8 protein-coding genes are annotated in these 13,106 nt (G+C 70.9%); 4 read left to right on the top strand and 4 right to left on the bottom strand.

The window, feature by feature from the left end:
- Positions 1 to 336: 336 nt before the first annotated feature.
- Positions 337 to 2,955 (top strand): LamG-like jellyroll fold domain-containing protein, encoded by a 2,619-nt coding sequence (locus tag ACIQBL_RS16895; RefSeq protein WP_401942066.1) that lies wholly within the window; start codon positions 337 to 339, stop codon positions 2,953 to 2,955.
- A 565-nt stretch (positions 2,956 to 3,520) separates the two neighbouring features.
- Here the strand turns inward: ACIQBL_RS16895 and ACIQBL_RS16900 are convergent.
- The 4 genes from ACIQBL_RS16900 to ACIQBL_RS16915 form a co-directional block, all read right to left on the bottom strand.
- Positions 3,521 to 4,372: an IclR family transcriptional regulator gene (locus ACIQBL_RS16900; protein ID WP_401942069.1), complete on the bottom strand. Its 852-nt coding sequence runs from the start codon at positions 4,370 to 4,372 to the stop codon at positions 3,521 to 3,523.
- A gap of 114 nt (positions 4,373 to 4,486) precedes the next feature.
- Positions 4,487 to 4,870, bottom strand: a complete 384-nt coding sequence (locus ACIQBL_RS16905; RefSeq protein ID WP_401942072.1) for a RidA family protein — start codon at positions 4,868 to 4,870, stop codon at positions 4,487 to 4,489.
- 93 nt (positions 4,871 to 4,963) lie between these two features.
- Positions 4,964 to 6,088 (bottom strand): NAD(P)/FAD-dependent oxidoreductase, encoded by a 1,125-nt coding sequence (locus tag ACIQBL_RS16910; RefSeq protein WP_401942074.1) that lies wholly within the window; start codon positions 6,086 to 6,088, stop codon positions 4,964 to 4,966.
- Between the two features lie 61 nt (positions 6,089 to 6,149).
- Positions 6,150 to 9,698, bottom strand: coding sequence for an indolepyruvate ferredoxin oxidoreductase family protein (locus ACIQBL_RS16915; RefSeq protein ID WP_401942077.1), 3,549 nt, complete (start codon positions 9,696 to 9,698; stop codon positions 6,150 to 6,152).
- 349 nt (positions 9,699 to 10,047) lie between these two features.
- Between ACIQBL_RS16915 and ACIQBL_RS16920 the strand changes: the two genes are divergently transcribed.
- The 3 genes from ACIQBL_RS16920 to ACIQBL_RS16930 are packed head-to-tail and all read left to right on the top strand — an operon-like array spanning position 10,048 to position 13,104.
- Positions 10,048 to 10,869 (top strand): gamma-glutamyl-gamma-aminobutyrate hydrolase family protein, encoded by an 822-nt coding sequence (locus ACIQBL_RS16920; protein ID WP_401942079.1) that lies wholly within the window; start codon positions 10,048 to 10,050, stop codon positions 10,867 to 10,869.
- Positions 10,870 to 10,912: 43 nt separating this feature from the next.
- Positions 10,913 to 12,346, top strand: a complete 1,434-nt coding sequence (locus ACIQBL_RS16925) for an aldehyde dehydrogenase family protein (protein WP_401942080.1) — start codon at positions 10,913 to 10,915, stop codon at positions 12,344 to 12,346.
- 20 nt (positions 12,347 to 12,366) lie between these two features.
- Positions 12,367 to 13,104 carry a FadR/GntR family transcriptional regulator gene (locus ACIQBL_RS16930; protein ID WP_401942081.1) on the top strand — a complete coding sequence of 246 codons (738 nt, stop codon included), beginning with the start codon at positions 12,367 to 12,369 and terminating at the stop codon, positions 13,102 to 13,104.
- Positions 13,105 to 13,106 lie beyond the last annotated feature (2 nt).

Here is a 13,106-nt window from a genome sequence, read left to right on the forward strand (position 1 = left end):
CGATGGTCCGCCGGCCTCCCCGACGGCGGACCATCGGCCCGTCCCGCGCCGCGATCGGCGGACGGACCTCGACACGGTCCGGGCCGCCCCCTCCCCGGCCGGCCCGGAGCACACTGATCCGCGCTCGGTCCTGACGCACATTCAGCCGTCGCCCTGCCTGCCCGCCCCACGGAGAACCCGACCTGGCCGCCGATCCCCAGCCGGGCATCCGCCACCCCCGCACTCGCCCGGAACCCGCCGCGGAAGGGCACCCGCCGCACCTCCCGATCAGCCCCCAGCCCTGCCGCGCCCCATGCGCGGTCGCCCGATCGAACCGTCTCGTAAAGGAACTCCCCCATGCCTCCCGAAACCGGACTCCCCCGCAGAACCGTCCTCACAGCCCTCGGCGCCGCATCCCTGGCCGGAACCTTCGCCGCCGCCGCTCCGGCCGAGGCCGCCGTACGCTCCGGCACGCCGGCGGACGCCACCGCCTCGGACCTGCCCGCCGCAGCCGCACACTGGACCTTCGACGAGGGCTCCGGATCCTCCGCCGCCGACTCGTCCGGCAACGCGCGCACCGCGACCCTCCAGGGCGCGGCCTCCTGGGACACCGGCAAGGTCGGCGCGCACAGCCTGAGCCTCACCGCAGGGGGCGACGCCGCGGTCACCGGGCCCGCCCTCGACACCTCCAAGGCATTCTCGGTGGCCGCCTGGGTGAACCTCGGTCAGTTGGGCGGCTACCAGACCGCCGTCAGTATCGACGGCCAGGTCGTCAGCGCCTTCTACCTCGGGCTGCGCGACGACACCGGCACCTTCGCCTTCGCCCGGCTCGCCTCTGACGCCACGCAGGCCGCCGCCGTGGCAGCCGCCGCCTCCGCCCCCACCACCGGCACCTGGACCCACCTGGTCGGCGTCAGCGACCCGTCGGCCGGCGTCACCCGCCTCTACGTCGACGGCGTACTGGAAGGGGAGACCGAGTACACCGCGGGCTGGGCCGGCACCGGCGACACCGCGATCGGCCGCGCGCTCTACGGCGGCGGGCACGTCGACCAGTGGCACGGCCAGATCGACGACGTCTGGATGTTCCCGACCGCCCTCACCTCCGACCAGGTCGCGACGCTGGCCGGAGTGCCGGTGGAGTCCACGACACCGTTGCTGAGCGTCGACGTCGCCAACCCGGCCCACGCCGTGTCCCCCATCCTTCCCGGCCTGATGTTCGAGGACATCAACCACTCCGGCGAGGGCGGCATCTACGCCGAGCTGGTGCAGAACCGCTCGATGATGGCCGACGACTCCTCGGCCGTCCACTGGTCCGCCGTCGGCGGGACGACCCTCGCGCTCGACACCACCACGCCCCTCAACAACGCCCTCACCCGTTCCCTCAAGGTCGTCCTGCCGAGCGGCACCGGCGCCGGAAACCGGGCCGGAGTGGCCAACGACGGGTTCTGGGGCATCCCCGTGCGCCCCCGCACCACCTACACCGCGCGGCTGTTCGCCAAGGCGTCGCACCGGATCGGCCCCCTCACGGTGACCGTCGAGTCGGCCGACGGCTCCACGGTGTACGCCTCCGCACGGCTGCACCACGTCGGTACCGCTTTCCCGGACCGCCCCTTCGAGCTCACCCTGCGCACCGGCCCGCACACTCCTGTGGTCGGTGACGCGAGGCTGACCGTGACCACCGACGACCCGTCCGCGGCGGGCGAGACCCTCTGGCTCCCGTACGTCTCCCTCTTCCCACCCACCTACAACAACCGCCCCAACGGCCTGCGTATCGACCTGATGGAGAAACTGGTCGCGCTCAAGCCGAAGTTCCTGCGCTTCCCCGGCGGCAACTTCCTTGAGGGCAACACCATCGCGACCCGGTTCAACTGGAAGAACACCATCGGTCCGGCCTGGGAACGCCCCGGTCACATGGACGACGCCTGGGGTTACTGGTCCACGGACGGGCTCGGACTCCTCGAATACCTGCACTGGGTCGAGGACATGCACGCCCAGCCGGTCCTCGCCGTCTTCGCCGGCTACACGCTGAAGGGCGAACACGTCACCGGCGACGCCCTCAAGCCGTACGTCCAGGACGCCCTCGACGAGATCGAGTACGTCACTGGTCCCGTCACCAGCACCTGGGGCGCGAAGCGCGCGGCCGACGGCCACCCTAAGCCGTTCCCGCTGGAGTTCGTCGAGATCGGCAACGAGGACTGGTTCGACTCCTCCGGGTCCTACGACGAGCGGTTCGCGGCCTTCCACGACGCGATCAAGGCGACGTACCCGCACCTGAAGCTGATCGCCACGACGACGGTCACGAGCCGCACGCCGGACCTGATCGACGAGCACTACTACCTCGCGCCGTCCGCTGCGCAGGCGGCCTCCCACAAGTACGACAACCAAGACCGCGCGTCGACGAAGGTCTTCGTCGGCGAGTGGGCCGCGCAGGAGGGCCGCCCCACGCCCGACCTCAACGCCGCGCTGGGCGACGCCGCATGGCTGGCCGGGCTGATCCGCAACTCCGACCAGGTCCTCATGGAGTGCTACGCCCCGCTCTTCTCCCACGTCAGGAACAACGTCTGGGCCACCAACCTGATCGCCTACGACAACCTCACCAGTTACGTGTCTCCCAGCTACTGGGCCCAGCAGATGCTGACGAGCAGGCTGGGCAGAACGGTCCTGCCGGCCACCACCCGTGCGTTGCCCGTCGTCGCCACGGTCGCCACCCGCTCCGGGAACCGTCTCTACCTCGCGCTCGTCAACTCCGGGTCGGAGAAGGTGAACGTACCGGTCGAGCTGAAGGGCCTGGTGAAGGGTGTGAAGAAGAACGCCACCGCCACGGTCCTGACCGGCCCCTCACGCACCACCACCAACACACTGACCGAACCCACCACACTGGTCCCCAAAACCAGCACCGTCACCGGCGCGGCAGCAGCCTTCACCAGCACCCTGCCACCGCTCTCCGTCACGGTCCTGGAACTCGTCCTGACCTGACACCCGTCCACCCTGCGGCGCGCCCTGCCCACCCACTCGTCGCGGGGCAGGGCGCGCCGGGCCACCAGGCTGGTTCAGGGCCGAACCGCTCCGGGACAGTAGCGACCCGCCCAGCCCGCAGCCGCGTGTGTGCTGGACGGCACCCGGTTGAGGACACGGGAGGCCTCCTGGCGGCGGTCCTCGGTCCATTCGCCGTTCGGGCTGCGTCGGCGAAGCCGGGAGCACCGGCGCGTCGAGGCGAGGATCAAACGGGCAGTGGCCCTTGTGTTGGGCACCCACGACAGAGACGACAGTCCGCTCGCTCCGCTGTACCGCCCATGGGCGGACTCCGCGGCACTCGGCCGACGGATGATGACGGCCTGGAGCGGCTTCGCCCGCACCGGTGACCCTGGCCGGGTCCCGCACACACCCGGCGCCGCCGACGTCCAGGTGTTCGGCGCCCCGGACTCGTCACCGAACCGCCCGCCGCCGGCGCCGATGCCTGGCAGGGTGCCGCGCACCCGTCGACCGTCCCCGAGCGGCGGACACCACCGCTGCGCGAAGCGCCGACCGCTGAGGGACCACGTCACCTGGGCTCGATCCCGTCGACCGTGGCGTCGGAGGCGATGGCGTCCGCGGTCAGTTGTCGCGCGGCGGCGGGAACGGCCTGCTCCAGTTCCTCGCGCTTACGGAGGAACAGCGAACGCGGAGCCGTGACCGACAGGGCTGCCAGAGCCCGGCCCTTCGAGTCGAGGACCGGGGCGGCCAGGCAGCAGACCTCTTCGAGGATCTCGCCCAGGTCGAGGGCGAAGCCGTCCCTGCGCACACTCGCGATCTGCTGGCGCAGAGCGCCGAAGTCGGTCGTCGTGTACCGCGTGTAGGCGACCGGGACCACCGTCCGCAGATACTGCTCGACCTCGTCGGCGTCCCGGTGGGCCAGGACGGCCTTGCCCAGGGCCGTGCAGTAGGCGGGCAGGGTGGTGCCGGGCTTGGCCTCTATCCGGAACATCTGCCTCGACGGCACCGTCTCGGCGTAGACGACGTTGCCGTTCGACACCACACCCAGGTGCACGGTCTCGTGGAACCGGTCGTTGAGGTCGAGCAGGTACGGTCGGGCGATCTCGGGCAGTTTCGTCCGCGGCCGGATCCCGTTGGCGATGGCGATGAACCGGATGGACAGCCGGTAGCGCCGCGACTCGGCGTTCTGTTCCACGAAACCGCTGTCCAACAGGGTGACCAGCAGCCGGTCGACGGCGGGCTTGGAGACACCGAGCTCACGGGACAGTTCCGACACTCCCGCCTCGCCGAGTGTGTCGAGCTTCTCGATGAGCCGCATGGCGTTGGCGACCGAGGCGATCTTGCGTTCCTCCCGCGATTCGGACGGCGCCTGGAAGCCGGTCCACCCCTCGATCGACCGTGCCGACTGCTCCGACGCCACTGGACCCTCGCCTCTCGCATCGCGGTTCACCGATTCACATCCCGAACCATCGTACGTGGCATGCGGCTCGCTATCCCGGGACGGGGAGCATCATCCGCGGGCGCACGGTCCGGCTCATCCGCCGACGGTCGCGATCGCCTCCACCTCGAAGAGGATTCCGCTCACCAGCACGGCGCCCAGTGTGGTGCGTGCCGGGTAGGGCTGCGGGAACCTGCGTGCGTAGATGGCCTCGAAAATCGCGAACTGGGACAGGTCGGCCAGGTAGCAGGTGGCCTTGAGAACACGGTCCAGCCCGCTTCCCGACCGCAGCAGGACGCTCTCCAGGTTGTCGATCGCCTGCTCGACCTGGGCTTCGAAGCCCTCGGCCAGGCGCCCTGTCGCCGGGTTCAGACCCACCTGGCCCGCGGTAAAGACGGTCGGCGTCCCGACGGCCGCGGCGGAGAGGGAGACGGGGAGGGCGGGTTCGTTCGCGACGAAAACGTTGGCGCGATCGTTCATGGTGGGGTTCCTCACGTGATCCGGGGACCGCCGCCGGTACGCGCGTCGGGTCGGTCGGTGGTCGGTGGTGGATTGCGTTCGCGGGTCGCCGGGTCACCGCAACCGCGTCGGCGAGAGCTCCCTCAACGCGTCCGCCGCGCAGGCCGGTTCCTGGGGCCGCGCGAGGCCGAGCAGGTCGGCGGCTGCCAGCTGCGACATGGCCGGAGCGAGCTGCATGCCGTACCCGCCCTGTGCGGCGTACCAGAAGAACGACTCGTGGTCGCTGTCCGCGCCGACGACCGGAAGGCCGTCGGCGACGAAGGTGCGCAGGCCCGCCCAGGGGGACGAGATGCCGCGGATCCTCAGCACGGTGGCTTCGTTCAGGTCGTCGATCGCCCGCGCGATCTCCAGTTCGTCCGGCTTGGCGTCGGACGGCGGCTGCAACGTCTCCTCGGCGGGTGAGCACGCGAACATCTCCCCCTGCGGCATGAAGTGCCAGGAGTGGTCGAGGCTTCCGGTGAGCGGGATGCCGCGGGCCCGGACCCCGGCGGGTGCCTTGACCATGAAGGCGGAGCGGCGCAGCGGCCTGATCCCGACCGGGCGTACGCCGAAGACGGCCGCGACCTCGTCGGCCCAGGCGCCGGCGGCGTTGACGACGACCTCGGCGGTGCGGGTGGCTCCGGAGGCGTCGGTGACGACCCACGCTCCGTTCTCCCGTCGCGCGGCCACCACCTCGGCGCTCTTGTGGATCGTGCCGCCGTTCGCCCTGAGGCCCCGGATGTAGCCCTGTTGGAGCTCGTGGACGTCGATCTCCGTGGTCGCGGGGTCGAACATGCCGAGCTCGAAGTGGCCCGGCGCCAGCACCGGGTTGATCTCGAGGACCTCCGCCGCCGGGACGAGCCGGGACTGCGGGGCGTTGTCGAGCACGGACGCGTGGAAGTCGACAAGGTCGCTTCCCTGCCCCGGCCCGGCGACCATGAGGAGTCCCAGGGGGCTGAACAGCGGCGAGTCCACGCGGGTCGGGGGATTCTCGAAGAAGGACCGGCTCGCCCGCGTCAGAGCGCGTACGGCCACAGGGCCGTAGCTCTCCACGAAGGTCGCGAGTGAGCGGCCCGAGGTGTGGTGGGCCAGCGCCGATTCCATCTCGAGCAGCACCACCGGCACATGCCGCGAGAGCTCGTAGGCGATGGACACTCCGGAGATGCCCCCGCCGATGACGAGGACGGACGCGCGGTTCACTGGACCTCCCGAGGATGCGGACGGGGGTGGGGAGACGCGCTGGATGCCGGGCACGGCGTCGTCACTCATCGGAGCCGCCCGCCTTGGCCGCAAGCTCCCGCAGGCCCGCCGGGACCGAGTAGGCGATGCCCGCCCCGGCCGCGAGTCGCTCGACGGACCGGAAGTAGTCGCTCAGATGACGGACCTTGACGAACTCGTAGCCGCGTACGAGGTCGGGGGTGTCCGCCAGGTCCTGGACACCGGCGGTGCTGTGTTCCGAGAGTGCCGACATGGCCAGGCGCATCATCTCGACGTACTCGTGGACGAGTGCCCGCTCGATGCGGCGGACCTTCGCCGGTCCGAAGGGGTCGAGCGGCGTACCGCGCAGACCGCGCATCGACCGCAGCAGGACGAACGCCGGGGTGAACCAGGGGCCGAGCTTCAGCTTCCGCTTCATTCCCAGCGCGCGCAGGAACGGAGGATGGAGGTTCCAGGACACCTTGGCTCCGGTGCCGAACTCGGCCGCCACGGCCTGCCTGGCCGAGTCGAGCAGCAGCAGTCGCGCCACCTCGTACTCGTCCTTGTAGGCCATCAGCTTGTACAGACCCCGTGCGTAGCGTGGCGTGATCGCCGTCGGACCGGGTCCGGTCGACGAGCGCTCCGCCTCGAACACCTCGGCGACCAGGGAGAGATAGCGCCGGGCGTAGCCGAGGTTCTGGTAGCCGCGCAGGTCCTCCGCCCGGCCGAGGACCAGAGCGCGCAGCGCCGGGTCGTCGGCGAACGGCGTCAGCATCGGTGTCAGCGCGGGGTCGTCGACTCCCCCGCCGGTGGGGCGCGGTGCGAGACCGAGGTCGGCGATCAGCGCGGGGCGGGCCACGGCGACCCGGCCCCAGCCGAACGCCTTGAGGTTGTCCCGCACCGCGACGCCGCTGTCCCGGAACGCCTGGAGCAGGGACTTCTCGGTGAACGGCAGGGCGCCCGCCTGGTAAGCGGCGCCGATGAGCAGCGCGTTGGCGCTGCGCTGGTGTCCGAAGACCGCGTCGCAGACCGCGGCGACGTCGACGAACGCGCCGGCGTCGGAACGCGAGAGGGACCTGAGCCGGTCGATGAGGAGCTCTTTCGGCGGCAGCGGGATCGACGGGTCGACGGCCATGTCGCCGGTGGGTTCCAGGGAACTCGACGCGACGACGACCGTCCGGTCGACGCCGAGCGGATCGAGCAGTCCCGGAGCCATCGCGCCCAGCATGTCGAAGCCCAGGAACAGGTCCGCCTCGCCGGGACTGACGACCGCCGCGGGCTGGGGCGAACCGTGGGAGTAGACCTGGATCTGGGACACGACCCGCCCCGCCTTGATGCTGGGTCCTGGCAGGTCGAGGCTGCGCACCTCGAAGCCGTCGAGGGCCGCGGCCCGGGCCAGGACAGCGTTCGCCGACACCACTCCGGTGCCGCCGATGCCGGTCATGTGGGCGGTGAAGCCGTCGCGCGGCACGAGCACCGAGGGGCCCGCCACGTCCGGAGGTTCGGGCGAGGTGCGCTCGGCCTTCTTCGCCTTCTTGACGTCGACCGTCAGGAACGAGGGGCAATCGCCCTTCACGCAGGTGAAGTCGAGGTTGCACGACGACTGGTGGATCCGGGTCTTGCGGCCGTACTCGGTCTCCGTCGGCTGCACGCTCAGGCACTGGGACTTGGCGTTGCAGTCGCCGCATCCCTCGCAGACGCGCTGGTTCACCATGATCCGCCGGGTGGGCTTGGGCAGTTCGCCCCGGCTCCAGCGGCGGCGGCGCTCGGCGGCGCACTCCTGGTCGTGGATCAGCACCGTCACTCCGCTGATCGTGGCCAGTTTCTCCTGTGCCTCGATCAGCCGGTCCCGGTGCCACACCTCGGTGCCCGGGGCGAGATCCCGCCTGCGGTGCCGCCTCGGTTCGTCGGTCGTGATGATGATCTTGCGGACGCCCTCGGCGCGCAGGGAGTGGGTGAGTGCGGGGACGCCCATGTTGCCCTTGACGGCCTGGCCGCCCGTCATCCCGATGGCGTTGTTGTAGAGGATCTTGTAGGTGATGTTGACGTCGCTGGCCGTGGCGAGGCGGAGCGCCAGGCTCCCGGAGTGGTGGTAGGTGCCGTCGCCGACGTTCTGCAGGATGTGCCGTACGCCCGTGAAGGGCGCCTGGCCGACCCACTGGGCGCCCTCTCCGCCCATCTGGGTGAAGCCGGTCTGGTTGCCGTACTCCTCCCGGTTCACCAGGAGGCTCATGATGTGGCAGCCGATGCCGGCGCCCACGACGGCGCCCTCGGGCGCCCGGAGCGAGACGTTGTGCGGGCAGCCGGAGCAGAAGAACGGGGCGCGCGCGGTCTCCAGCGGCAGCACGGGCAGCAGGCCGCCCAGCGCCGGGCGGGCGGCGGGCGGCTCGACGACGCCGTGCTCCGCCAGCCGGCGGCCCAGGATCCTCGTGATGAGGTCGGGCCCGAACTCGCCGTGGACCGGGAAGAGTTCGGCGCCGTCCTGGTCGGTCTTGCCTAGTACGGCAGGGGCGTCGGTCCGGCCGTACAGCGTGTCCTTGAGGGCCAGTTCGAGCAGCGGGCGCTTCTCCTCGATCACGACGATCTGGTCGAGTCCGTCGGCGAAGCGCAGCCACTCGGCCCGGCCGATCGGGTGGAGCGCCGAGACCTTCTTGATCCGCAGCGGGGCCGTCGCCAGGGTGTCGTCGTCGAGTCCGAGGTTCGTCAGCGCCCGGCGGAGGTCGTAGTAGGTCTTGCCGGGGGCCACGATGCCGATGCGGGCGTCGGTCCCCTCGACCACGATCGGGTTGAGCTCGTTGATGTCGATGTACTGCTCGGCGAGCTGCCGGCGTCCGCCCAGCATGTCCTTCTCGGCCTCGCGCATCGGCGGGCCGGGATCGTTGGCGCGCAGCACCGGGCGGAAGGGCTTGCCGTCGATCCGCACGGCGGGCTCGCGGAAGGTCAGCCGGGCCGGGTCCGTGTCCACGGTCCCGGAACCGTCCGCGATCGCGGTGACCATCTTGAAGCCCACCCAGAGCCCGGCCGCGCGGGACAGGGCGTAGCCGTGGTGGCCGAGGTCCAGGATCTCCTGCACGCTTCCCGGATAGAGGACGGGCATGCCGAAGGCATGGAAGAGGAAGTTGCTGTCGGACGGGTAGTTGGTGGCGTTGGCGTTGGGGTCGTCGCCGGCCAGGACCAGGACGCCGCCGTGCGGGTGCGCCCCCCGGATGTTGCCGTGCCGCAGGGCGTCCGCGGCCCGGTCCACTCCCGGGGCCTTGCCGTACCAGAGGCCGAAGACGCCGTCCACCTTCGCGTCGGGGAGGGTCGGGACCGTCTGGCTGCCCCACACGGCGGTGGCGGCGAGTTCCTCGTTGAGGCCGGGCGCCTGGTGGACCCCGGCCTGTGCGAGCCGGTCCGCGTTCCGCTCCAGCTGGCCCTGCAGTCCGCCCACGGGGGACCCCGGGTATCCGGTCGCGAATCCTCCGGTCCGTACGCCACGCCGCCGGTCGAGCTCGGCCTGGTCGACGAGGAGCCGCACGACGGCCTCCATCGCCGTGAGTCTCTCCAGCGGGCGATCGCTGATCGGGTTCCGGCGCTCGGGCGCGTCCGTGGCTGTATCCGTGTCGAAGGTCATGAGTACCTGTTCAGGCCTTTCCGACGGACTACTCATCGCGTCTCGGTATGCGGGCTAGCACTTCGCCGACCGAGACGGACGGTAATCCCAGACCTCGCACATCGCAAGCGATCAGGGGCGAATTACCGACTTTCCTGGAGAACCCGCGGTTCTGCGATGCCGATCCGCCGGCGCTTTGGCGAATCGCTTGACTCGACAGGGCGCGACCAGCACCATGCCTTCATTGGTCTATTTTCCAGGACAATAGACCAATGGGTTTCCCCTGGCCACGGGGCTGAGCCGACACCGACGCCTGCCCCTCTCCGACACCGACGATCGCGGCGACGTGACACACGACGAACGGAAACCGATGACACCGGGAACCAGCGAGGACGAGCTGCGAGGACCCGCACACCATCATGCCGACGGGGTGACGCCCACCAGCGGCGCCCCGTGGACGCCCCTGGTGGGCGTCACCGGGCGGCGTTACGCGGGAGCCACGTTGTTCCCCCAGTACCCGGCGATGTGGGACGGGGTGTTCGTCGACGTGGGCGTCCAGCTGTACGCGCGGAACATCGCGGCGGCGGGTGGCATGACCGTCGTCCTGCCCCGGGACTCGTCGCCCGAGGCCCTGGTGCGGCGGCTCGACGCCGTCGTGCTGTCCGGTGGAGCCGACGTGCACCCGCGCTTCTACGGTGGTGAGGTCACCGCGGACACCACGCCGCTCGACGCCGAGCAGGACGAGTTCGACATCGCGGTCGTCCGGGCGGCGATCGCACGCGGCATCCCGGTGCTCGGGACCTGCCGGGGCCACGAGATCCTGAACGTCGCACTGGGCGGGACCGTGTACGACCACCACCTGCCGGGCCACGAACGGCGCGACCAGGCGGCGGCCCTCCCCGCACACCGGGTGAACTTCGTCGAGGGCACCACGCTGCACTCCCTTTACGGGGAGCGGGCCCAGGTGAACAGCATGCATCACATGGCGGTCGACACCGTGGCGCCCGGCGTCCGGGTGGCCGCGCGCTCCGACGACGGCCTCGTCGAGGCGATCGAGTGCGCCGACCACGACGCCCTCGGCGTCCAGTGGCACCCCGAGGCCCACGCGGCACCGGACCCCGCCTTCCAATGGCTCGTGGAAACCGCCCGTGCCCGGGCAGCGGCGTCGAACGGGTCGCCCGGCGCCAGGTGACAGATCCTCCGCCCATCGAGAACGTCCGACGAAAGGTCACCCCATGTCCACCGAACGACTCGTCCTCGCCGGCACCCGCGCGCCGTCCGCCGACGGGAAGACCTTCACCGTCTACGAGCCGGCTACCGGAGCGGAGCTCGCGGAGGTGGCGTACGCCTCCACCGTGGACGTCGACCGGGCCGTAGCGGCGGCGGTGACGGCCCAGGAGTCGTGGGCCGACACGGCGCCCTCGGCCCGCGCCGCCGTACTCCACCGCTGGGCCGACCTCGTCGAGGCACGCGCGGAGGAACTCGCCGTCCTCCAGACCCGCGAGAACGGCCTGACGATCCGGGAGTCCCGGGGGATGCTCCGGGCCACCTCGGCACTGCTGCGCTACAGCGCCGACGCGGTCGACAAGATCGTCGGCGAGACCATCCCCAACGACGCCGGCGGTCTGCTGATGACGCAGCGCGAGCCGCTCGGCGTCGTGGCGGCGATCACGGCGTGGAACGCGCCGATCGCCATGGCGGCGCAGAAGGCCGGCCCCGCGCTCGTCACGGGGAACACGGTCGTCCTCAAGCCCTCCGAACTGGCCCCGCTCACCTCGCTGGTCTTCGGTGACCTCGCCAGTGAGGCCGGGCTCCCCGAGGGATGTCTCAGCATCCTCCCCGGCGACGGCTCGGTGGGCCGGGCCCTGGTCGAGAACCGCGCCGTGGCGCGCGTCACCTTCACCGGCTCGACCGCGACGGGCCAGGACATCGCGCGGCGCGCCGCGAGCACGTTCAAGCGCCTGACGCTGGAGCTCGGCGGCAAGTCCGCGGCCATCGTCTTCGCCGACGCCGATCTCGACCGGGTCTGCGCAGTCGCTCCGGAGGCGATGTTCGGCCTCGCGGGCCAGGACTGCTGCGCGCGGTCCCGTCTGCTGATCCACGAAAGCGTCTACGACCAGGTCGTCGAGGGGTACGCGCGGACCTCGGCGCGGCTCAAGGTGGGCGACCCCCTGGACGAGAGCACGGACCTCGGTCCGCTGATCTCTGTCGCCCAGCACGACCGCGTGCACGGATTCGTCGAGGAGAGCGTCGCCGACGGAGCCGTGGCCGTCACCGGCGGCGCCAAGCCCACCGGTCTTCCCGAGGGGGGCGGCTGGTACGTCCCCACCGTGCTCACAGGGGTGCGCCCGGACATGCGGGTCGCTCGGGAAGAGGTGTTCGGCCCGGTCGTCAGCGTGATCCCGTTCGCCACCGAGGAAGAGGCGATCCGGCTCGCGAACGACACGCGGTACGGTCTGTCGGGGTCGATCTGGACCGGGAACGTCGCGCGGGCCATCCGCGTCTCGCGCAAGGTGAGGAGCGGCGTCCTGGCGGTCAACTCGAACACGTCCAACCATCTCCAGGCGCCGTTCGGCGGGGTCAAGCAGTCGGGCATCGGCCGTGCGAACGGCCTGGCCGGACTCGAGGCGAACACCGAGCTCAAGACCTTGTTCATGGACGGCACGTGACCTCGCGTTACGCTGACCAGGTGTCAACCGACGACAACACGGCTTCCGCGGGTCTGCGACCGGTGGACATCGCCCCGGCGCACAGCGTGGTGGTGCGCTACCTGAAGCGCGCCATTCACCTGTACGAATTCCCCGCCGGCTCACGGCTTCCCTCGGAACGGGACCTCGCCACCCGGCTCGGCGTCTCCCGCGCCACCCTCCGCGAGGCCCTGCGCAACCTCGAAGGCGCCGGCTACGTCGAGGTCCGCAGAGGCGCCGCGGGCGGCAACTTCGTCCTCGACCGCACCGGGTCCATCGACGAGGTACGGCGCTGGTTCACCGACCAGGGAATCGACCTGGAGGCCATCTTCGACTTCCGCGCGACCGTCGAGTCGCTGGCCGCACACCGAGCGGCCACCCGCGCGAACCCGGCCCTCATCACCACACTGCGTGATCTCAACGACCGTATGAGCCGCACCACCGACCCCGGCGAGTTCCGGCAGTGCGACCAGCGCTTCCACATGCGCATCGCCGAAGCGGCCCGCGCGGAACTCGTACGCGACGCCGTCGAAGAAGCCCGCGCCGCCCTGTTCCACCCGTACCGGCTGCCGACCCTCCGGACCCTGCAGGACCGCTGCGTCCCCGAGCACGAGGCCATCATCGACGCCCTCGCCGACCACAAGGACACCGACGCGGCGGCTCTCATGAACCGGCACATCCGGGCGACCGCCGACTCCGCCGGCATTTTCATGAGGACGGACACGCCGAAGCCGACATGACC

The sequence above is a fragment of the Streptomyces sp. NPDC088350 genome (assembly GCF_044753545.1).
Classification (GTDB): Bacteria; Actinomycetota; Actinomycetes; order Streptomycetales; family Streptomycetaceae; genus Streptomyces.

Bases quoted from the DNA above. Each gene is read 5' to 3' on its own strand.
- ACIQBL_RS16895 (WP_401942066.1), top strand. From the start codon at position 337: ATGCCTCCCGAAACCGGACTCCCCCGCAGAACCGTCCTCACAGCCCTC.
- ACIQBL_RS16905 (WP_401942072.1), bottom strand. From the start codon at position 4,870: ATGAACGATCGCGCCAACGTTTTCGTCGCGAACGAACCCGCCCTCCCC.
- ACIQBL_RS16915 (WP_401942077.1), bottom strand. From the start codon at position 9,698: ATGACCTTCGACACGGATACAGCCACGGACGCGCCCGAGCGCCGGAAC.
- ACIQBL_RS16920 (WP_401942079.1), top strand. From the start codon at position 10,048: ATGACACCGGGAACCAGCGAGGACGAGCTGCGAGGACCCGCACACCAT.
- ACIQBL_RS16925 (WP_401942080.1), top strand. From the start codon at position 10,913: ATGTCCACCGAACGACTCGTCCTCGCCGGCACCCGCGCGCCGTCCGCC.